We start from the raw sequence: 19674 nt of genomic DNA, 5'->3' as shown, positions 1-19674 counted from the left end.
AGAAGGGCACGGCCTTTTCTTGCCGTGTGTCGCTTGAAGCGTGCAGCTTGCCCTTATAATGCGCCGTCGCCCTCAACTTATTGGCTTTGACGGATTGAATATGACTGAACAGCGACCTGTTGCAGTGCTGGGAGGTGGAAGCTTCGGCACTGCCGTGGCGAATCTGCTGGCGGAGAATGGCAACCCGGTGCGTCAATGGATGCGCGATCCGGAACAGGCCGAGGCCATGCGCGTCAACCGCGAGAATCCACGGTATCTCAAAGGTATCCGCCTGCATGAGCGGGTCGAGCCGGTCAACGACCTGCTGGCCACGCTGCAGGGTAGCGAACTGATTTTCGTCGCGCTGCCGTCCAGTGCCCTGCGCAGCGTGCTGGCGCCGCATGCCGAGACGGTTAGCGGTAAGGGCCTCATCAGCCTGACCAAGGGCATCGAGCCGCAGACGTTCAAGCTGATGAGCCAGATCATCGAAGATATCGCGCCCCAGGCGCGGATCGGTGTGCTGTCCGGTCCTAACCTGGCGCGTGAAATCGCCGAACATGCGCTGACCGCCACCGTGGTCGCCAGCGAGGACGAAGCGCTCTGCGAGCAGGTCCAGGCCGTGCTGCACGGGCGCACCTTCCGTGTCTACGCCAGCGCCGACCGCTTCGGCGTCGAGCTCGGCGGCGCGCTGAAGAACGTCTACGCAATCATCGCTGGCATGGCGGTGGCCCTGGACATGGGCGAGAACACCAAGAGCATGCTCATCACCCGCGCACTGGCCGAGATGACGCGCTTTGCCGTCAGTCAGGGCGCCAATCCCATGACCTTCCTCGGTCTGGCGGGGGTTGGCGACCTTATCGTCACCTGCTCGTCACCCAAGAGCCGCAATTATCAGGTCGGCTATGCCCTGGGGCAGGGGCTGAGCCTGGAGGAAGCGGTCAGCCGCCTGGGCGAAGTGGCCGAGGGGGTCAACACGCTCAAGGTGCTCAAGGCCAAGGCCCAGCAGGTGCAGGTGTACATGCCGCTGGTCGCCGGGCTGCACGCGATCCTGTTCGAAGGCCGCACCCTGGCCCAGGTGATCGAACACCTGATGCGCGCCGAACCCAAGACCGACGTCGATTTCATTTCCACCAGTGGTTTCAACTGAGCCGCACGAGCAAGGAGCGAGACATGAACGATACCCCCGAACACGCCCAGCGCGAGTCGATCATCCTGCGGATCGTGTGGATGCTGGTTTTTCTGGTGGTCTGGCAACTGGCCGAACTGCTGCTCGGCGGCCTGGTGTTGGTGCAACTGATCTATCGCCTGGTCTACGGCGCACCCAGCGCCAGCCTGATGAACTTCGGCGACAGTCTCAGCCAGTTCCTGGCGCAAATCGGTCGCTTCGGCAGCTTCCACACCGAACAGAAACCTTGGCCTTTCGCCGACTGGCCGGCACCGCGCGCGCCTGAGGGCGAAGCCCCGCATGCGGTGCCCCCGGCGCCGCATCCGGTGCGTGACGAAGAGCCGAAGCTGTGAAGCTGTGGATCCTGCGCCACGGCGAGGCCGAGCCGCGGGCCAACACCGATGCCGAACGCAGGCTCACCGCCCATGGTCGCGAGCAGGTGTTGCGCAGTGCTGCGCGCCTGTTGGGACAGCCCCTGCAAGCGATCATTGCCAGCCCCTACGTACGGGCCCAGCAGACCGCCGCGCTGGTGCACGACACCCTCGGTTTCACCGAGCCAGTGCGCACCGTGCCTTGGCTGACACCTGAAAGCGATGCGGCGCAGGTCATCGGCGAAATCGAGCGGTTGGGGTTGGAACAGGTGTTGCTGGTCAGTCACCAACCTTTGGTGGGTAGCTTGGTGAGTCTGCTGGAACAGGGTCATGCGCAGTCCCCTGCGCCGATGAGTACGGCTTCCCTGGCGCAGTTGGAGGGTGACTGGCCGCTCGCAGGCCTGATGACCTTGCAGGCACTCGACCACCCGGATTGACCCGCTTGTGGCAACTGGCATTTCTGTCAGTTGTGAGCCGCGAGGTTCGCTTGCTAGCGTCTGTGACAGTCATGGCTGATATCAGGGAGTTTCGTCTATGAGTGGTCTGCAACGGGAGTTGATGCGGTCTCTGGATCTACAGCCGACGATTGGCAAGCTCGATGCCGGGGTGGCATTGGATTTTGCCGAGCACAGCCTGCTGCGCGAAGCCGCCGAGGCGCGTCTTTACCATGTGCTGGGCAAGCTCGAAAGCGGCCAAGTCTCGGCGGCTTCCAGGCATGCCGCACAGGAGCTGCAAAGGCTTCAGGCGTCGTGCATGCAAGTATCAAGTGGGGTGCAGACCAGTTGCCTGGCGCTGGCGCGGGCCGAGTTGAGTCCAGCCGACCTGCAGCGGGCCTGCGAAGCGCTCGACAGCCAACTGACCTACATCAAGGCCTGTCTGCAGCGCGCCCTGGGCCGTCTGCACGGCGGCACCTGACCTGATCGCCTTAGGCGATGACCTATCCGAATGTTGTGATGCGTTGGCAGCTTGTCGACAATGGCCGAAATCTGCTTAGGATCCGGCGTCCATGTCCCAGCTCCTGTTCTTCGCTCGCACCCACGATGTTTCTTCACGCGCCAGTGGCAAACCACTCGCCGCTTTAACGGTAGGCGGCCCAGCAGTGCAGCAGTTGCTCGATATCCTCGGCCAGGTTGAACACGGGAGCTGGGCATGAGCGCACGTGTCGAGGAAATCCGCCTCAACCTGGGCCATATCGAGTTGGCCGCGCATGTTTTCGGTCCTGTCGATGGCCTGCCCGTCATCGCCCTGCACGGCTGGCTCGACAACGCCAACAGCTTCGCCCGTCTCGCACCACGCCTGCTGGGGCTGCGCATCGTCGCGCTCGACCTGGCCGGGCATGGCTATTCCCAGCACCGGCCGGTGGGCGCGGGTTATCACCTGGCCGACTATGTGCACGATGTCCTGCGCGTCGCCGAGCAGATGGGCTGGGCGCGGTTTGGCTTGCTTGGCCATTCGCTGGGGGCGGTCATCAGCGTCCAGCTCGCGGGTGCACTGCCGGAGCGCATCAGTCATCTGGCACTGATCGACGGCGTGATCCCGCCGACCGCTGGCGAGCAGGAGGCCGCTGAGCGCCTAGGAATGGCGCTGCAGGCCCAACTGCGTTCGGATGGCAAGCGCAAGTCTGTGTATCCAACCATCGAGCAAGGCGTTCAGGCGCGCATGAAAGGCATGGTGGCGGTCAGTTGCGAAGCGGCCGAGCTGCTGGCCGAGCGGGGGCTGATGCCGGTGCCTGGCGGCTACAGCTGGCGCAGCGACAGCCGTCTGACGCTGCCCTCGCCGGTGCGCCTGAGCGAGGCCCAGGCCATGGCGTTCACCCAGCGCATCCACTGTCCGAGTTGCCTGGTGGTCGCCGAGCAAGGCTTGCTGGCTCGGCACACAACGCTGCTGGAGCAGCTACCCTTCGAGCAGGTGGTGTTGCCCGGCGGACACCATCTGCACCTGAACGATGAACACGGCGCAAGCCTTGTTGCAGACTGTTTCAATCGCTTCTTTGGCTTTGCTTGACTTGCATCGGACAAGTGCCGAGGCTTGGCGGGTTGAACAGGGAGACAACCATGCACATGCCAGATATCCAGGCACTTCACAGCGGCCTTCGCCGCAAGGACGGCCGATGACCCCGCCGTCGATTCTGCGCGGCGCCATCGCCGTCTGCCTCACACTCACCAGCCCCTTGCTCTGGGCTGGCAGCCTGCCGGTGCCGACCGACGCCAGGGTGGTCGACCAGCGCCCTGCCGTGGAACAGGAACGGGTCTACCCCATGGGACCGGTGCGCAAGATCAGCGGCCGGTTGCGCGTGGAGGGCAAGGTGGAAAGTCGCGGTCAGGTCAGTTCGGTCACCTATGAACTGCCTGTGGAGCGCACTGCACGGGAGGCCTTCACCAGCGCTCGCGAAGCCCTGCAGCGCGAGGGTGGTTATCCGCTGTTCTGGTGCCAGGGCCGCGACTGTGGTGAGGCCAGCATCTGGGCCAACGACGTATTTGGCAGCGCCCGTCTCAACGGTGGCGACGAGCAGCAGGCATTCATCCTGCTGCGCCGCTCGGCCGAGCAGGCCGATACCCTGGTCGCCCTGTACAGCGTGACCCGTGGCAACCGCCGTGCCTATCTGCATGTCGAGGAATTCGTCGCCGACAGCCCGTTGGGCGAGGTGCTGCCGACCCCGGCCACCGTACTGCGCGAAATGCGCGACACTGGCAAGCTCGACTACCCCGATCTGGCCGCGCCGCGCCCGGCCTGGGTGTCATTGCTGGCTCGAAGCCTGAATCTGGACAGTACCCTGCGCGCCAGCCTCAGCGGCGAACAGGCCGAGGCCTGGCGCGAGCAACTGGTCAAGGCCGGCGTGCGCAACGCGCGTCTGGAGGTGGGCAACGCGCCTACCGAGGGTGTGCATCTGGAACTGATTCGTTGAACGAGAGCCCCCATGGCCAACACTGACCGTCTGTTGGTACAGATCCTCCTGCTGGCGCTCTTGGGCGCCGCATTGTGGGTGATGGCGCCGTTCATCTCGGCGCTGCTGTGGGGCGCGATCCTGGCCTTCGCCAGTTGGCCGCTGATGCGCCTGCTCACCCGCTGGCTGGGTGGCCGTGAAACCCTGGCGGCGAGCATCCTTACGAGCATATGGATTCTGCTGGTGGCCTTGCCGCTGGTGTGGCTGGGTTTCAACCTGGCCGACCATGTGCGCGATGCCACGTTGTTCGTGCGTGACATCCAGGTCGACGGCCTGCCGGATGCGCCCGACTGGGTGGCTGGCATTCCCTTCGTCGGTGAGCGTCTGGTCGCCTGGTGGCAGTCCCTGGACCAGCAGGGCGCGGCGTTGCTGGCGTCGGCCAAGCCGTACTTCGGTCAGGTCGGCAACTGGTTGCTGGCGCGCAGTGCGCAGATCGGCGGCGGCGTGCTGGAGCTCACCCTGAGCCTGGTGTTCGTGTTCTTCTTCTACCGCGACGGCCCGCGCCTGGCGGCGTTCGTGCTGCGTCTGCTGCAGCGGTTGGTGGGCGAACGCGCCGACTACTACATCCTGCTGGTGGCCGGCACCGTGCAGCGGGTGGTCAACGGCGTGATCGGCACCGCGGCCGCGCAGGCACTGCTGGCGCTCATCGGCTTCCTCATTGCCGGAATACCCGGGGCGATCGTGCTGGGCCTGGTGACGTTCATGCTCAGCCTGATTCCCATGGGGCCGCCGCTGGCCTGGATCCCCGCCACCGCCTGGCTGGTGTGGAAGGGCGAATACGGGATGGCGGTATTCCTCGGTATCTGGGGCACCTTCGTCATCAGCGGCGTGGACAACGTGCTCAAGCCCTACCTCATCAGCCGTGGCGGCGACTTGCCGCTGGTGATCGTGCTGCTCGGCGTGTTCGGCGGGCTGATCGCCTTCGGCTTCATCGGCTTGTTCATCGGCCCCACGTTGCTGGCGGTGGGCTACAGCCTGTTGCTGGACTGTTGCTGGACTGGAGCCGCAACGCCGTGCCGCCCAGCCCGCAGCCGTAATCGGCCACACAGGCCCTGCCCATGCAGGGCCTGATCTTTACGCATTCTTTATGCCCTGAGCCAAGGCTCGATCTCGTCCCTTTACGCCCATGCCTTCGACAATTTCCCCATAGCGGTCAACGCCGCATCCTGGGGAGATTCATCGATGAACATGCTCGACGGCCTGTCGCTGCTGCTGGCAATGGCGTTATCCGTGTACCTGCTGGTTGCGCTGTTGCGCGCCGATCGCAGTTGAGGAGCAGCCATGCACAGTTACGACTTCGCATTGCTGCTGGCGTTTTTCGCCCTGGTGCTGTTGCCAGCACCCTGGCTCGGGCGCTTCTACTACAAGGTGATGGAGGGACAGCGCACCTGGTTGTCGCCGGTGCTCGGGCCACTGGAGCGCGGCGGCTACCGGCTGGCCGGCGTACGCGCCGACCAGGAGCACAACTGGAAGCAGTACAGCCTGGCCTTGTTGACGTTCAACCTGATCGGTTTCCTGTTGTTGTTCGCCGTCCTGCTGCTTCAGGGTTCGCTGCCGCTCAACCCGCAGCACCTGCCTGGCCAGGAATGGTCGCTGGCGTTCAATACCGCCGTCAGCTTCATGACCAATACCAACTGGCAGGCCTACAGTGGCGAGGCCTCGGTCAGCTACCTGAGCCAGATGATCGGCCTGACCGTGCAGAACTTCGTCAGCGCTGCCACGGGGCTGGCAGTGTTGGTCGCCCTGTGCCGTGGCATCGCGCGCCGTAGCACTCACCAACTGGGCAACTTCTGGGTCGACATGACCCGTGCCACCCTCTACGGCCTGCTGCCGCTGTGCGTGCTGCTGGCGCTGCTGCTGGTGTGGCAGGGCGTGCCGCAGACCTTTGCCGACTATGCCCACGCCGTGACCCTGCAAGGTGCCGACCAGACGATCCCGTTGGGCCCGGCTGCCAGCCAGATCGCGATCAAGCAACTGGGCACCAACGGCGGTGGCTTCTTCGGCGTCAACTCCGCGCACCCGTTCGAGAACCCCACGGCCTGGAGCAACCTGTTCGAGGTGGCGGCGATCATCCTGATCCCGGTGGCGCTGGTGTTCACCTTTGGCCATTACGTGAAGGATCTGCGCCAGAGCCGGGCGATCCTGGCGTGCATGCTCACCCTGTTCCTCGTCGGTGGCGCCGTGGGGCTATGGGCCGAGCATCAGCCCAACCCGACCCTGGACAGCGCGCAGGTGCAACAGAGTGCGCCGCTGGAAGGCAAGGAAAGCCGCTTCGGCATCACCGGCACGGTGCTGTGGACGGTGACCACCACCGCCGCCTCCAACGGCTCGGTCAACGCCATGCACGACAGCCTCAACCCGCTGACCGGCATGGTCGCGATGGTCAACATGATGGTCGGCGAGGTGATCTTCGGCGGCGTCGGCGCGGGTCTCTACGGCATGCTGCTGTTCGTACTGATCGCCGTGTTCCTGGCCGGCCTGATGATTGGCCGCACCCCTGAGTACCTGGGCAAGAAGCTACAGGCCCGTGAAGTGCAACTGCTGGTGGCGACCCTGCTGGTGATGCCGCTCGGGGTGCTGGTGCTCGGCGCCATCGCCGCCAGCCTGCCGGGGCCTGCCGCGGCGGTCAGCAACCCGGGGCCGCACGGCTTCAGCCAACTGCTGTACGCCTACACCTCGGCCACCGCCAACAATGGCTCGGCCTTTGGCGGCTTCGGCGCCAACACCGTGTTCCACAACCTGATGATCGGCCTGGCCATGCTCATCGGCCGCCTCGGCTACATCCTGCCGATCCTGGCCCTGGCCGGTAGCCTGGCGGCCAAGACGCCCGCACCGCAGGGCCAGAACAGCTTCCCCACCCACGGACCGCTGTTCGCCGGCCTGCTGTTGATGACCATCGTCCTGGTCGGTGGCCTGACCTTCCTGCCGACCCTGGCCCTGGGGCCGATCGCCGAACAGTTGAGCCTGGGCTTCTGAGGACCCACACATGAATATGCCGTTACCTGAAATGAACGCTGCCCGCGCTGCCGACCAGACCCGTTTCGCCGCGCTCTGGCGACCGGCCCTGGTGCAGGCGTTCGTCAAGCTCGACCCACGCCAACTGCGGCGCTCGCCGGTCATGCTGGTGGTGGCCCTGACCGCGCTGCTCACTACCGTGCTGTGCCTGATGCCGAACAATGGCGTGAGCACCGGCGTTGCGGTGCAGATCACTGTCTGGCTGTGGTTCACCGTGCTGTTCGCCAATTTCGCCGAGGCCCTCGCCGAGGGCCGTGGCAAGGCGCGTGCCGACAGCCTCAAGGCGGGCAGTCAGGGCTTGTCCGCCCAGCGCCGACTGGCCGATGGCCGCTTCGAAATCGTCGCGGCGGGCGATCTGCGCAAGGACGATGTGGTGCGCGTGGTCGCCGGCGAGCTGATTCCCGGCGACGGCGAGGTGCTCGAAGGCATTGCAGCGGTGAACGAGGCGGCCATCACGGGCGAATCGGCGCCCGTGATCCGTGAGTCGGGTGGCGACCGCTCGGCGGTGACCGGCAACACCCGTGTGGTCTCCGACTGGCTGCTGATCCGCATCAGCAGCAACCCCGGAGAATCCACCCTGGACCGGATGATCGCGCTGGTCGAAGGCGCCAAGCGGCAGAAGACGCCCAACGAGATCGCCCTGGACATCCTGCTGATTGGCCTGACCCTGATCTTCCTGATCGTGGTGGTCACCCTGCAGCCGTTCGCCCGCTTCAGCGGCGGCAGCCTGCCGTTGATCTTCCTCGCGGCCTTGCTGGTCACGCTGATACCCACCACCATCGGCGGCCTGTTGTCGGCCATCGGCATCGCCGGTATGGACCGTCTGGTGCGCCTGAACGTCATCGCCCGCTCCGGGCGCGCGGTGGAGGCCGCCGGTGACGTTCACACGCTGATGCTCGACAAGACCGGCACCATCACCTTCGGCAACCGTCGCTGCAGCGCCCTGCACGCCGCACCGGGCGTTACCGCGAAGGAGTTGGGGCAGGGCGCCTTGCTGGCGTCGCTGGCCGACGACACGGCCGAGGGCAAATCGATCGTCGAATACCTGCGCCAGTTGCACGACTTCGTCGAGCCGCCAGCAGCGCAGTACGACGCCATTGCCTTCAGCGCCGAAACGCGGCTGTCAGGCATCGATTTCGAGCAGCGCCATTATCGCAAGGGTGCGGTGGATGCAGTGCTGGCCTTCGTCGGCTTGCAGCGCCTGGAAATGCCGGCACCGCTGGCCCGCGAGGTGGAGCGCATCGCCCAGAGCGGAGGCACGCCGCTGCTGGTGTGCCTGGACAAACGCCTGCTCGGCGTGATCCACCTCAAGGACGTGGTCAAGCCCGGTATCCGCGAGCGTTTCGCCGAGCTGCGCAAGCTGGGTATCCGCACCGTCATGGTGACCGGCGACAACCCACTCACTGCGGCGGCCATCGCTGCCGAGGCCGGCGTCGACGACGTGCTCGCCGAAGCCACCCCGGAAAAGAAACTGGCGCGTATTCGCCAGGAGCAGCATGACGGTCGTCTGGTGGCCATGTGCGGTGACGGCGCCAACGACGCCCCCGCCCTGGCCCAGGCAGACGTCGGCATGGCCATGAACGACGGCACCCAGGCGGCGCGCGAAGCGGCCAACATGGTCGACCTGGACAGCGACCCGACCAAGCTGCTGGATGTGGTCCAGGTCGGCAAGGAACTGCTGGTCACCCGTGGCGCCTTGACCACGTTCTCAATCGCCAACGACGTAGCCAAGTATTTCGCCATCCTGCCGGCACTGTTCGCCTCGATCTACCCGCAGCTCGGGGCGCTCAACCTCATGGGCCTGACCAGCCCGCAGAGCGCGATCCTTTCGGCCATCGTGTTCAACGCGCTGATCATCGTTGTGCTCATTCCCCTGGCGCTGCGCGGGGTGCGTGTCCAGGCCGCCAGTGCGGCGCAACTGCTGAGGCGCAACCTGCTGATCTACGGCGTGGGCGGCATCCTGGTGCCGTTCGCCGGGATCAAGCTCATCGACATGCTGCTGACTGCCCTGCATCTGGTTTGAAGGAGAACCCCCATGAATACCTATCTGCGTCCAGCCCTGAGCCTGGTCCTGCTGATGACCTTGGTCACCGGCGTGCTGTATCCGCTGGCGGTGACCGGCATCGCCCAGGTCGCCTTTCCCGAGCAGGCCAACGGTAGCCTGGTGCGCGACGCCCACGGCCAGGTCCGGGGCTCGGCGCTGATCGCCCAGGCCTTCGAGGGCGATGGCTGGTTCCATTCGCGGCCTTCGGCGGGCGCCTTCGCCACCGTGTCGAGCAGCGCCAGCAACCTGGCGCCGAGTAACCCGGCGTTGGCCGAGCGGGTCACAACCGAGGCCGATGCCCTGTACCAACCGGCACTGGGGCCGGTGCCCCAGGCCTTGCTGACCACCTCTGGCAGCGGCCTGGATCCGCAACTGCCGCCCGAGGCGATCGCGTATCAAGTGCCGCGGGTGGCGGCGGCGCGCAACATGCCCGTCGAGCGCTTGCAAGCCTTGGTGGATGAGGCCACTCTGCGGCCATTGGTCGGTCCACCCGTGGTCAATGTGCTGGCCTTGAACCAGGCGCTGGAAGGCTCGGTGCCCGCCAAGTAAAGACCGCGAAGACCTGCGCAGCAGGCCCGTTGGAATCGACCGCTTCGTATAAGGATCCCTGATGAGCAATTCCACCCGCGCCGATGCCCTGCTGGCAGGCCTGCCCCGGGCAGGTCGCGGCCGCCTCAAGGTGTTCCTCGGTGCAGCGCCCGGTGTCGGCAAGACCTACGCCATGCTCCAGGCCGCTCACGCCCAGCAGCGCCAGGGCGTCAGGGTACTGGCGGCGGTGGTCGAAACCCATGGCCGCAGCGAGACCGAGGCGCTGCTCGGGGGCCTGCCTCAGCAGCCCTTGCTGCGCAGCGAGTACCGTGGCGTCACCCTCGAAGAAATGGACCTCGACGCCCTGTTGCAGGCTGCACCGCCCTTGGCGCTGGTCGACGAACTGGCGCACAGCAATGCCCCCGGCAGCCGGCACGCCAAGCGCTGGCAGGACGTGCAGGAACTGCTCGCCGCCGGCATCGACGTCTACACCACGGTCAATGTCCAGCATCTGGAAAGTCTCAATGACAAGGTGCGCGACATCACCGGCGTGCAGGTGCGTGAAACCGTGCCGGACTGGGTGCTGCAGGAAGCCTTCGAACTGGTGCTCATCGACCTGCCGCCGCGGGAACTGCTCGAGCGTCTGCGCGAGGGCAAGGTCTATGTGCCCGAGCAGGCGCGCGCCGCCATCGATGCCTTCTTTTCCCAGACCAACCTCACCGCCTTGCGCGAGTTGGCCATGCAGACCGCTGCCGCCCAGGTTGATGCCGACCTCGCCCACGGCTACCGGCAACGGGGCGAGCAGGCGCCGGCGTTGCGCGGGCGCCTGCTGGTGGGGATCGATGGCGACGCCCAGGCCGAACGCCTGGTGCGTCACGCCAGCCGCGTGGCGCAGCGGCGTCACCTGCCGTGGAGCGCGGTGCACGTGGACAATGGCCGGCTGCCGGACGAGGGCGCGCGCCAGCGCCTGCAAGCGGCGCAGCAACTGGCCGAACGCCTGGGCGGCGAAGTGGTGGTGCTGCGTGCCGGCGAGGTGGCGCGCACTTTGGTCCAGCATGCGCTGGAGCGCCGGGCCAGTCTGGTGCTGGTCGGCCAGTCCCAGGATCGCTTGCGCCGCCGTGTGTTCGGTGCCGGCGTGGCAGTGCGGCTGCTGCGTGACAGCCGGGGCCTGGAGATCAACGTGCTTGACCGCGACGATCTGCCGCCGCCGACGCGCGCTGCGGTCAAACGGATCTGGCACTGGCGGCATTACCTGCTGGCCCTGCTGGCCACCGGACTGGCGTCGGCGCTGGCCTGGGGTGTGTCGAGCGTGCTGGCGCTGCCGAACATCTCGCTGGTGTTTCTCGCCGCCGTGCTGCTGGTGGCGGTGCGCAGCAGCCTGGGCCCGGCGCTGGCCTGCGCGGCGCTGTCGTTCCTGAGCTATGACTTCCTGTTCATCCCGCCGAGCTTTTCCCTGAGCATCCAGCGCGAAGAGGACGTGCTGACCCTGGTGTTCTTCCTGCTCATGGCCGCCCTGACCGGCAACCTGGCGGCCCGTCAGCGCCGTCAGTTGCAAGCGCTGCGCGATACTCAAGCCGAGACCCGACAACTGCTCGACCTGTCGCGCCGGCTGACCGTGGCCACCGATCGCCAGGCGGTGTTCAACGCGGCGGGCCAGTACCTGGGCGGCTCCCAGGGAATCGACGTGTGTGTGCTCGAGCGCGATGCTGACGGCCTTCTGCAGGTGGCCAGCGGCGCTCCCCAGACCTTCAGCGACAACGAGCGCGCGGCCGCCGACTGGGCCTGGCAACACGGCCAGGCAGCCGGGCAGGGCAGCGATACCCTGCCCAATGGCCGCTGGTGGTGGTGGCCACTGGCGGTGGACGAGGCGCCGCTGGCCTTGCTCGGGGTGCGCGCCAGCGGCGGCGAGACCCTGAGTGCCCAGCGCCGGCGTGTACTCACGGCCCTCGCCGAGCCCCTGGCCCAGGCCTTGGCCCGTGCACGGCTGGGCGAGCAACTGGAGGCGGCGCGTCTGCAAGGCGAGACCGAGCAATTGCGCAGCGCCTTGCTCGCCTCGGTGTCCCACGATTTGCGCACCCCGCTGACCGCCATGCGCGGCAGTATCGACAGCCTGCTGGCGCTGGGCGAGGCGATCCCGCTCGACGACCGCCGCGAGCTGCTCGAAGGGACGCGTAACGAGGCTGAACGCCTGGACCGCTATATTCAGAACCTGCTCGACATGACCCGCCTGGGCCACGGCAGCCTCAAGCTCGCCCGCGATTGGGTGGCGCCCGGCGATATCGTCGGCAGCGCGCTGGCACGCCTGCACGCGGTGCTGGCGCCTTTGCAGGTACACACCGACGTGCCCGCCGAACTGCCGCTGCTGTTCGTGCACGCCGCGCTGATCGAGCAGGCGTTGGTCAACGTGCTGGAGAATGCCGCGCGCTTCTCACCGGTCGGCGGGCGCCTGGAACTGCGACTCAGGGTCGAGGACGCGCAGTTGTGCCTGGCTGTCGCCGACCAGGGGCCGGGCATCCCGCCAGCCGAACGCAGCAAGATCTTCGACATGTTCTACACCGCCGCGCGCGGCGACCGGGGCGGGCAGGGCACGGGGCTGGGGCTTGCCATCTGCCAGGGCATGATCGGCGCCCATGGCGGCAGCATCCGGGTGGGCGAGGGCATCGATGGCCAGGGCACCTGCATCACACTATGCTTGCCGCTGCCCCCTCAACCCGACAGCGACAGTGACGCCCCATGAGCCAGCCCGCCACCCTTCTGGTCATCGACGACGAGCCGCAGATCCGCAAGTTCCTGCGCATCAGCCTGGCCTCCCAGGGCTACACAGTGCTGGAAGCAGCCAGCGGCAGCGAGGGGTTGGCCCAGGCGGCACTGAACAAGCCTGACCTGGTGGTGCTCGACCTCGGCCTGCCGGACATGGACGGCCAACAGGTGCTGCGCGAACTGCGCGAATGGAGCACGGTGCCGGTAATGGTGCTGTCGGTGCGCGCCAGCGAGGTACAGAAGGTCGATGCCCTCGATGGCGGCGCCAACGACTACGTGACCAAGCCGTTCGGCATCCAGGAGTTTCTTGCTCGCGTGCGGGCACTGCTGCGGCACAGCCCCCAGGCCGAGGTGGCGCAAAGCAGCAGCGCGCAGTTCGGTGCGCTGCTGGTCGATTTCGCCTACCGCAAGGTCAGCCTGGACGGCGTCGAGGTCGCGCTGACGCGCAAGGAGTACGCGCTGCTGGCCCAGTTGGCGGCGCACCCGGGGCGGGTCATCACCCAGCAGCAACTGCTCAAGGACATCTGGGGCCCGACCCATGTGCAGGACACCCATTATTTGCGCATCGTGGTCGGTCATCTGCGCCAGAAGCTCGGCGACGACCCCACCGCCCCCCGCTTCCTGATCACCGAGGCCGGCGTCGGCTATCGGCTGGTGGCCCCGGAGGGGCTGTAGAGAATAAAAAGCTGACGGAATGTTTGAATCGCTACCGGTGTATTACTGGGTGAGTCGTCGGCGGCCTGAGCCTGGGGTCAGGAAGGCTCCAGCAGGCGCCTGAGGTTGGACAGGATCGACGCGGGGTCGTAGGGCTTGCGCACGACGGTCACCTCACGCAGATGCGCCGGGATGCTCAGCGTGTCGCCATAGCCGGTGGCGAACAGGAACGGAATGGCGCGCCGGGTCAGCTCATCGGCGATGGCCACGGAGTTGCCGCTGCCCAGGTTCACGTCCAGCACCGCGATGTCGGGCGCGCGCGCCTCGATCAGGCGCAACGCCTCCTGTTCAGAGCCGGCGGTGCGCACGTCGTCGAGCTGCGCATCGGCAAAGATCTGCTCCAGGCCGACGGCGATCACCAGTTGATCCTCGACGATCAGCACGCTCAGCGGTCCCAGGTGCGTCAGGCCGGCTTCCGTCAGCAGGCCCTCGGTCTGCACGGGGGTGCTGTCGGTCGCATCGACGACGTTGATGTGACGGGCCGGGATGCGAAACACGCCACGCAGCCCCTCGGGCAGATACTCGACCTGACTGGTCCCGCCCAGATCGAACGGAATGCTGCGGTCGATCAGCACCGAGCCAAAGCCGCCGCGGGTGGGGGCGCGCACGGTCGGGCCATCGCTCTCGCGCCAGACGATCTCGCAGGCGTTACCGGCATCGATCGTCCACTCCACGTGCAGCCTGCCGCCGGACCGTGACAGCGCACCGTACTTCGCGGCATTGGTCGCCAGCTCGTGCAACACCAGCGCCATGACCGAATAGGCCCGCGCGTCGAGTACCACGCAAGGCCCGCTCAAGACGATGGCCTCGGCGCCGGAACAGTACGGCGACAGCTCAGCCTCCAGCAGCGTGGACAGCCGTCCGCCGCCGTCGCCGCGCACCACCTGGTCGTGGGCCAGCGACAGTGCCTGGATGCGCCCCTTGAGCTTGCCAACGTAGTCGCGCAGCGTCTGGTTCTCCGAGCTGGGGTGCGCCACCAGTGCGCCGATCAGCGAGAGAATGTTCTTTACCCGATGATTGAGCTCTTCGTTGAGCATGCGCTGACGCACTTCGGCTTTGGAGCGCTCGTTGGCCAGCAGTTCACTGTTGTGCAGTGCCACCTCGACGATGGCAGCACGAATCGCTTCGCCGAACTGGCGATCCTGCTCGGTCCAGGGCATGGACTGCTGGTGCACGGTTTCCTTCCACAGGGCGAAGCTCTTGCGCGGTGTCAGGCGCTCGCCGTAGGCACCGGTGAGGTAGGTCTTGTGCGGATCGCCCGCCCAGTCCAGGGTCGCCAGCACTTCCTGACGGAACAGCAACAGGTAGTCTCGCGGATGCTGGGACATGGGGATGGCCAGTACGCCCGAGACCTGCGCGGCGTAGTCCTGGGCGGCCGGATGAACCAACGACAGTTGATGACTGGCCCAGGTCCGCCCTTCGGCCAGACTTTGCACCAGGGGCAGCAGGTCGGCGATGGCGGCAGGCGGCGGCGTCTGGCCCAGTGCCGACCAGCGGCCTTGCACGGCCATGCCGATGCCGTCGCAGGCGATCAGCGACTTGAATTCGCCCAGCCGGGCCTGGAAGAAACTGGCCAGGTCCGGGCTCTGGTTGGCGTCGCGCAGCAGTGCGTCCAGCGAACTGTGCACCTGTTCGGCGGCCTCGAGTTGCTGGCGAGTGCGCAGGCGCTCGATGTGCAGGGAGAAGAATTCGCCGAACATTTCCGCCGCCGCGCGCTGGCCCAAGGTGAGCGTGCGCGGAGCATAGTGATGGCAGGCGATCAGCCCCCAGAGCGCGCCGTCGACGATCACCGAGATCGACATCGAGGCGCCCACCCCCATGTTGCTCAGGTACTCGCAGTGGATCGGCGAGACGCTGCGCAAGTGTGCATGGGACAGGTCCAGTGGCTCGCCAGAGGGATCGAGCACCGGTTCGAGGGGCACGGCCTGAAACCGCACGTCGCCGATCAGCCGGATGGGATTGCGCAAATACAGGGCGCGGGCCTGCTGCGGGATGTCCGAACCTGGGAAGTACTGACCCATGAAGCTTTCCAGATCGCCGCGCTTTGCCTCGGCCACCACCTGACCGGCGCCGTCGGCACCCAGCTTGTAGATCATCACCCGGTCGTAGCCGAGCATGGCCCGCACATACCGCGCTGCGTCGCTGAGCAGCTTGGGCGAATGGTCGATCTCGCGCAGTTGGGCGATCAGGCTGCGCGCCAGATCGATAGGCTCTGCCGCGCCCGTGCTGGCCGGTTCGAACTCGATGATCGCGGTGCCTTTGAACAGGTGGGCAGCGATGTCGAAGGTTCCACCTGCGGGCAGGCGCACGGCGAACAACAGGGCAGGGCGCGAGGCATCGCGGGTGCGGGCCAGGGCATTGCGGATGTCATGGGCCACGTCCTGGCCAAGCAAGGCGTGCAGCGTCTGACCATTGACCGCCTCACCACAGCCGAGCAGGTGCGGCGTGTTGATCGAGTGGCGCAGGATAAGGTTGGCCGAAGCATCGCAGGCGATCAGGCAGCCGTGGGGCTGGATGCTGCCGGGGATCTGGATCGGCTCACGGTCGCAATTGCTGAGGTTCACACGGGAATCGAGCGTCATCGGCCCTGCCTGTCATGGGGAGGTGAGCAGACAGGCAAGGGCGCGCCGACTGCATGTGAAAAGGCCATCATTCTAGCAGGGCTGTGCGTAGGGTTCAGCCTGCCAGCGATGACCATTCGACAGTCAGCTTCAAGCAGATGTTTCAACCCATTCAAATGCCTCATGGGTCGATGCCGGTGCGGTCGTGTCCAGGTCTGGACGCAACGGGCAGGCGAGTGTCAGGCGCTGGCGCAGGGCACCGCGCAGTTGATCGAGTTCGGCGATACGCTGCTCGACCAACAGCAGTTTGTCGTGCAGCAGGCTGCGCACCGCCTGGTCGGGATCGGCTGCGCCCCATAGCTGCGCGACGTTGCTGCCGATCTCGCCAAGGCTGAAGCCCAGGCGCTGGGCGGTACGGATGAACAGCACCAGTTCGACCGTGTCCTGCGGGTAGTCGCGGTAGCCATTGGCGCGGCGCTGGGATTGGATCAGCCCGCGTGCTTCGTAGAACCGCAGCGTGTCGCGACTCACAGCGCAGACCTGGGCGAGTTCACCGATGCGCATGGGATTTTCCTCTTGGGGCACTTGACCTTGGAGCATACCCCAGGGTTTAGCCTGGCGCCTTCATTGATGCTCAGGAGCAGCCCGCATGTGGACCCCTTCCCAATACCGTCGTCTGGTGCGCGCCAGTGGCGTGTATGACTTCGCCATCACCGTCGCGTTCGCCACGCCCTGGACCTTCGTGCTGCTGCACGGCTGGCTGACGGCACTCCACACGACATTGGGCCTGAGCGGCAACCTGCCGGCATTCGAACCGGTGCAGATGATGATGGCCAACTTGATGGGCTCGATCGTGTGTGTCTGGGCCTGGCTGCGCATTCGTCATCCCGAGCGGCGCCTGGGCCGCTATGACGCGGTAGGCCGGCTGCTGTTCGCCTCCTGGCAAGTCTATGCACTGCTGCACGGCGCCACTGCGCTGATCGGGGCCATCCTGGCGCTGGAGTTGCTGTGGGCCGGCGCGCAGTTGCTGCCGATCAGGGCCATCGAGCGGCCAGCCGTGGTTGAAGAAAGGCCGCAATTGGCCTAGGGCGGCACCCTCAGGCGAAGGCCTCGGCTCCCGGCAGCCTCCGCCAGTGCTGTGGGCCCTCGAGGATTTCCTGCTCGCTGAGCAGGCACGCGTCCAGTTCCTCGCGCAGGAGCTGCCAGTCCAGCCCCTGACCGATGAACACCATCTCCTGTCGGCAGTCGCCCACCTGTTCGTCCCACTTGTCGAGAATGGCTTGGCGACGATAAGCATCGACCGGCCATTGTGTCTGGTCGATGAACCGCCACCAGCGCCCGTCGTGCTGCCACTGGAAGTGCCCGGCGGTCTGCGCCAGCAGACCGATTTCAAAGAAGCGGCTGGCCACCCAGAAATAGCCTTTGCAGCGCAGCAGTCGACCATTGCGCCAGGGCCGCTGCAACAGTGCCTGCAGACGCTGCGGATGAAACGGCGCACGCTCGCGGTACACCCACGAGACGATGCCATAGGTGGCCGATTCCGGCTCAGGCGTGCCCAGCGTGTCCATCTGCTGCATCCAGCCCGGCGAGCGCGCCAGGCTCGGCAGGTCGAACAAGCGCGTGCCCAGCACGCGGTCCAAGGCAATCTCCCCGCGCACCATGGGCACGATCCGCGCCTGCGGGTTGAGCTGCTGCAGCATCGCCTCCAGCGCTGGATAAGCCGCCTCCGGCAACAGGTCGAGCTTGTTCACCAGGATCACGTTGGCGTATTCCACCTGCTCGATCAGCAACTCGCCCAGTGGCCGTTGCCCTGGCTCACCGCCGGCTGGCATCGATGAGCCGAGCAACTGTTCGAAGCTGCTGGCATCGACCACCGTCACCAGCGTGTCCAGGCGCGCCAGCTCGCTCAGGCTAAAGCCATCGCGGTCGAGAAAAGCGAAGGTCTCGGCCACCGGCATCGGTTCGGAGATGCCGGTGGATTCGATCAGCAGGTAATCGAAGCGTCCGGCCCGCGCCAGATGGCTGACCTGCTCCAGCAGGTCAGCGCGCAATGTGCAGCAAATGCAGCCGTTGCTCATCTCCACCAGTTGGTCGCTGCCGCGGTTGAGGCTGACCTGGCGTTCGACGTCCTCGGCGTCGATGTTCACCTCGCTCATGTCGTTGACGATCACCGCCACGCGCAGGCCGGCGCGGTTGCGCAGGATGTGGTTGAGCACGGTGGTCTTGCCGGCGCCGAGAAACCCCGACAGCACCGTCACCGGCAGACGCGTGGGCAGGTTCGCCGCCGCGTTCACGACTGCGGCACCCGGTCCAGGTAGCTCTCGAACAGGTCGACCACCACCTGCCCGTCGTCGGCGGCGTCGCCCCACAGGTCGCGCACCTCGAACTGCACATGGTAGGTCGGCTGCAGCAGCGCCGAACGGTCGCCATGGCCGATGCTGTCCGGGAACGGCCAGCGCTCGCGGGTCCGGTGCAGCACCACGCCCTCCTTGCCGCGCACGTAGCCGGGGAAGCGCACGTGCCCGGCGACGTGCTCGTCGCGCACCCGCACCCGCTCGCCGACTTCGAACGGCACACGGTCGGCAATGGCTGCACGGCCTTTGCTGTGCGGCGGGTTGGCCAGCTTGAATGGCGCCCCGAGCGCTTGGTTCAGTGCCTCGCGGCTGATCGCGCCGGCCTCCACCAGCAGCGAGGCGGTGGCGATGACATACCGCTCGTAGTAGGTGGTGCCGACGTGTTGGCGCACGTCCAGGCGTTCGACGGCGTGGCGTACTTCGTCGATGCTGAACAGCCCCAGGTGGTCGCAGGCGACGAACATCAGGCTGTAGGCCAGGTGCTCCCAGTCGTCCTTGAACACCGGTTTGTAGCTGAGGCTGTCGATGCGGTGGGGCACCTGGCCGAAGCCCTGGAAGCCGCCGAGGTCGTGAAATCCGTTCATGCAGATGTACCTGTCTGGAAGAGGGAGAAAGCGCTGGGCTCAGCGCACCACGGGCAGGGCGACGCCGATCAGCACGTCCTTGGTGACCAGGCTGCGCAGGGCCTGTTCGTCCAGGTGTTCGCTGCCAGCCGGGCGTAGCGGTAGCACCAGGTAGCGGGTTTCGGCCGTGGTGTCCCAGACGCGTACCTGGGTCTGGGCCGGCAGTTCGGTGCCCAGCTCCTTGAGCACCGTGCGGCCTTCGCGCACCAGCCGGGCACGGAATTCGAAGCCCTTGTACCACTCCGGCGGCAGCCCCAGCACCGGCCAGGCGGTGCACGAACACAGGCTGCAGACGATGACATTCTTCAATTGTGGGGTGTCTTCCAATGCCACGATGTATTCGCCCTGTGGCCCGGTGTAGCCGAACTGGGCACAGGCCGCGGTGCCATCTTCGAGCAGCAGGCGGCGGAAGTCCTCGTCGACCCAGGCGCGCGCCACCACGCGTGCGCCGTTGGCTGGATCCCACTGGTTCTCCATCAGGTCGGTGAGGTGTTCGATGTAGCCGTCGGGAATCATGTCCTGGTCGCGCATGACCTTGAGCAGGGCGCGCGCGCGCTGGCCGGGGGTGGTGGTTTCGGGTGTCGGCACTGATGTGCTCATGGTGATCTCCTCAGGG

19 protein-coding genes are annotated in these 19674 nt (G+C 66.3%); 14 read left to right on the top strand and 5 right to left on the bottom strand.

What is annotated here, in order from left to right:
* Nucleotides 1–100 precede the first annotated feature (100 nt).
* The 13 genes from Q6A47_RS01025 (at nt 101) to Q6A47_RS00965 (ending at nt 13481) form a co-directional block, all read left to right on the top strand.
* Nucleotides 101–1126, top strand: a complete 1026-nt coding sequence (locus Q6A47_RS01025; RefSeq protein ID WP_304482624.1) for an NAD(P)H-dependent glycerol-3-phosphate dehydrogenase — start codon at nt 101–103, stop codon at nt 1124–1126.
* Nucleotides 1127–1149: 23 nt separating this feature from the next.
* Nucleotides 1150–1497 carry a DUF4389 domain-containing protein gene (locus Q6A47_RS01020; protein WP_029612081.1) on the top strand — a complete coding sequence of 116 codons (348 nt, stop codon included), beginning with the start codon at nt 1150–1152 and terminating at the stop codon, nt 1495–1497.
* Nucleotides 1494–1952, top strand: a complete 459-nt coding sequence (gene sixA / locus Q6A47_RS01015) for a phosphohistidine phosphatase SixA (protein WP_295483064.1) — start codon at nt 1494–1496, stop codon at nt 1950–1952. The genes Q6A47_RS01020 and sixA overlap by 4 nt, the downstream gene beginning before the upstream one ends.
* A gap of 97 nt (nt 1953–2049) precedes the next feature.
* Nucleotides 2050–2430, top strand: a complete 381-nt coding sequence (locus Q6A47_RS01010; protein ID WP_029612082.1) for a hypothetical protein — start codon at nt 2050–2052, stop codon at nt 2428–2430.
* A 234-nt stretch (nt 2431–2664) separates the two neighbouring features.
* Nucleotides 2665–3519, top strand: coding sequence for an alpha/beta fold hydrolase (locus Q6A47_RS01005; protein ID WP_304482622.1), 855 nt, complete (start codon nt 2665–2667; stop codon nt 3517–3519).
* 106 nt (nt 3520–3625) lie between these two features.
* Complete coding sequence (locus Q6A47_RS01000) at nt 3626–4420, top strand: DUF4892 domain-containing protein (protein ID WP_116888537.1); 795 nt, start codon at nt 3626–3628, stop codon at nt 4418–4420.
* A gap of 12 nt (nt 4421–4432) precedes the next feature.
* Nucleotides 4433–5530 (top strand): AI-2E family transporter, encoded by a 1098-nt coding sequence (locus tag Q6A47_RS00995; protein WP_304482620.1) that lies wholly within the window; start codon nt 4433–4435, stop codon nt 5528–5530.
* Between the two features lie 111 nt (nt 5531–5641).
* Nucleotides 5642–5731 (top strand): K(+)-transporting ATPase subunit F, encoded by a 90-nt coding sequence (gene kdpF / locus Q6A47_RS00990; protein WP_037027358.1) that lies wholly within the window; start codon nt 5642–5644, stop codon nt 5729–5731.
* A 9-nt stretch (nt 5732–5740) separates the two neighbouring features.
* Nucleotides 5741–7435, top strand: a complete 1695-nt coding sequence (gene kdpA, locus Q6A47_RS00985) for a potassium-transporting ATPase subunit KdpA (RefSeq protein ID WP_304482618.1) — start codon at nt 5741–5743, stop codon at nt 7433–7435.
* A 10-nt stretch (nt 7436–7445) separates the two neighbouring features.
* The gene (gene kdpB, locus Q6A47_RS00980) at nt 7446–9497 is read left to right on the top strand and encodes a potassium-transporting ATPase subunit KdpB (RefSeq protein WP_304482616.1); all 2052 of its coding nucleotides are present in this window, start codon (nt 7446–7448) and stop codon (nt 9495–9497) included.
* A gap of 12 nt (nt 9498–9509) precedes the next feature.
* On the top strand, nt 9510–10067 hold the full coding sequence (gene kdpC / locus Q6A47_RS00975) for a potassium-transporting ATPase subunit KdpC (RefSeq protein WP_039578595.1): 558 nt from the start codon (nt 9510–9512) through the stop codon (nt 10065–10067).
* Nucleotides 10068–10128: 61 nt separating this feature from the next.
* Nucleotides 10129–12783 carry a DUF4118 domain-containing protein gene (locus Q6A47_RS00970; RefSeq protein WP_304482614.1) on the top strand — a complete coding sequence of 885 codons (2655 nt, stop codon included), beginning with the start codon at nt 10129–10131 and terminating at the stop codon, nt 12781–12783.
* The gene (locus tag Q6A47_RS00965; RefSeq protein WP_029612092.1) at nt 12780–13481 is read left to right on the top strand and encodes a response regulator; all 702 of its coding nucleotides are present in this window, start codon (nt 12780–12782) and stop codon (nt 13479–13481) included. Before Q6A47_RS00970 ends, Q6A47_RS00965 begins: the two co-directional genes overlap by 4 nt.
* Before the next feature lie 77 nt (nt 13482–13558).
* Here the strand turns inward: Q6A47_RS00965 and Q6A47_RS00960 are convergent, their stop codons facing one another.
* Both Q6A47_RS00960 and Q6A47_RS00955 read right to left on the bottom strand, forming a co-directional pair.
* Nucleotides 13559–16102 carry an HWE histidine kinase domain-containing protein gene (locus tag Q6A47_RS00960; RefSeq protein WP_304482613.1) on the bottom strand — a complete coding sequence of 848 codons (2544 nt, stop codon included), beginning with the start codon at nt 16100–16102 and terminating at the stop codon, nt 13559–13561.
* Between the two features lie 129 nt (nt 16103–16231).
* Complete coding sequence (locus tag Q6A47_RS00955; protein ID WP_029612093.1) at nt 16232–16645, bottom strand: MerR family transcriptional regulator; 414 nt, start codon at nt 16643–16645, stop codon at nt 16232–16234.
* A gap of 85 nt (nt 16646–16730) precedes the next feature.
* On the opposite strand from Q6A47_RS00955, the gene Q6A47_RS00950 reads away from it, so the two are divergent.
* Nucleotides 16731–17168 carry a hypothetical protein gene (locus Q6A47_RS00950; protein ID WP_295483034.1) on the top strand — a complete coding sequence of 146 codons (438 nt, stop codon included), beginning with the start codon at nt 16731–16733 and terminating at the stop codon, nt 17166–17168.
* Between the two features lie 10 nt (nt 17169–17178).
* Here Q6A47_RS00950 and Q6A47_RS00945 read toward each other — a convergent pair whose 3' ends face one another.
* The 3 genes from Q6A47_RS00945 to nthA are packed head-to-tail and all read right to left on the bottom strand — an operon-like array spanning nt 17179 to nt 19658.
* On the bottom strand, nt 17179–18375 hold the full coding sequence (locus Q6A47_RS00945; protein WP_304482610.1) for a GTP-binding protein: 1197 nt from the start codon (nt 18373–18375) through the stop codon (nt 17179–17181).
* Nucleotides 18372–19019, bottom strand: coding sequence for a nitrile hydratase subunit beta (nthB, locus tag Q6A47_RS00940; RefSeq protein WP_039578585.1), 648 nt, complete (start codon nt 19017–19019; stop codon nt 18372–18374). The genes Q6A47_RS00945 and nthB overlap by 4 nt, the downstream gene beginning before the upstream one ends.
* A 39-nt stretch (nt 19020–19058) precedes the next feature.
* Nucleotides 19059–19658, bottom strand: a complete 600-nt coding sequence (gene nthA, locus Q6A47_RS00935; protein WP_116888528.1) for a nitrile hydratase subunit alpha — start codon at nt 19656–19658, stop codon at nt 19059–19061.
* Between the last annotated feature and the right edge of the window lie 16 nt (nt 19659–19674).

Source organism: Pseudomonas boreofloridensis (genome assembly GCF_030580795.1).
GTDB classification, from domain to species: domain Bacteria; phylum Pseudomonadota; class Gammaproteobacteria; order Pseudomonadales; family Pseudomonadaceae; genus Aquipseudomonas; species Aquipseudomonas boreofloridensis.
Note: the sequence above shows the minus strand (reverse complement) of the source record. Positions and strands in the feature narration are given on the sequence as shown.

Excerpts from the sequence above, each read along its gene's own strand:
- Q6A47_RS00995 (WP_304482620.1), top strand. The coding sequence starts at position 4,433 with ATGGCCAACACTGACCGTCTGTTGGTACAGATCCTCCTGCTGGCGCTC.
- kdpF (WP_037027358.1), top strand. The coding sequence starts at position 5,642 with ATGAACATGCTCGACGGCCTGTCGCTGCTGCTGGCAATGGCGTTATCC.
- nthA (WP_116888528.1), bottom strand. The coding sequence starts at position 19,658 with ATGAGCACATCAGTGCCGACACCCGAAACCACCACCCCCGGCCAGCGC.
- kdpA (WP_304482618.1), top strand. The coding sequence starts at position 5,741 with ATGCACAGTTACGACTTCGCATTGCTGCTGGCGTTTTTCGCCCTGGTG.
- kdpC (WP_039578595.1), top strand. The coding sequence starts at position 9,510 with ATGAATACCTATCTGCGTCCAGCCCTGAGCCTGGTCCTGCTGATGACC.
- Q6A47_RS01005 (WP_304482622.1), top strand. The coding sequence starts at position 2,665 with ATGAGCGCACGTGTCGAGGAAATCCGCCTCAACCTGGGCCATATCGAG.
- Q6A47_RS01020 (WP_029612081.1), top strand. The coding sequence starts at position 1,150 with ATGAACGATACCCCCGAACACGCCCAGCGCGAGTCGATCATCCTGCGG.
- Q6A47_RS01025 (WP_304482624.1), top strand. The coding sequence starts at position 101 with ATGACTGAACAGCGACCTGTTGCAGTGCTGGGAGGTGGAAGCTTCGGC.
- Q6A47_RS00960 (WP_304482613.1), bottom strand. The coding sequence starts at position 16,102 with ATGACGCTCGATTCCCGTGTGAACCTCAGCAATTGCGACCGTGAGCCG.
- kdpB (WP_304482616.1), top strand. The coding sequence starts at position 7,446 with ATGAATATGCCGTTACCTGAAATGAACGCTGCCCGCGCTGCCGACCAG.
- Q6A47_RS00955 (WP_029612093.1), bottom strand. The coding sequence starts at position 16,645 with ATGCGCATCGGTGAACTCGCCCAGGTCTGCGCTGTGAGTCGCGACACG.
- Q6A47_RS01010 (WP_029612082.1), top strand. The coding sequence starts at position 2,050 with ATGAGTGGTCTGCAACGGGAGTTGATGCGGTCTCTGGATCTACAGCCG.
- Q6A47_RS00950 (WP_295483034.1), top strand. The coding sequence starts at position 16,731 with ATGTGGACCCCTTCCCAATACCGTCGTCTGGTGCGCGCCAGTGGCGTG.
- Q6A47_RS00970 (WP_304482614.1), top strand. The coding sequence starts at position 10,129 with ATGAGCAATTCCACCCGCGCCGATGCCCTGCTGGCAGGCCTGCCCCGG.
- Q6A47_RS01000 (WP_116888537.1), top strand. The coding sequence starts at position 3,626 with ATGACCCCGCCGTCGATTCTGCGCGGCGCCATCGCCGTCTGCCTCACA.
- nthB (WP_039578585.1), bottom strand. The coding sequence starts at position 19,019 with ATGAACGGATTTCACGACCTCGGCGGCTTCCAGGGCTTCGGCCAGGTG.
- Q6A47_RS00965 (WP_029612092.1), top strand. The coding sequence starts at position 12,780 with ATGAGCCAGCCCGCCACCCTTCTGGTCATCGACGACGAGCCGCAGATC.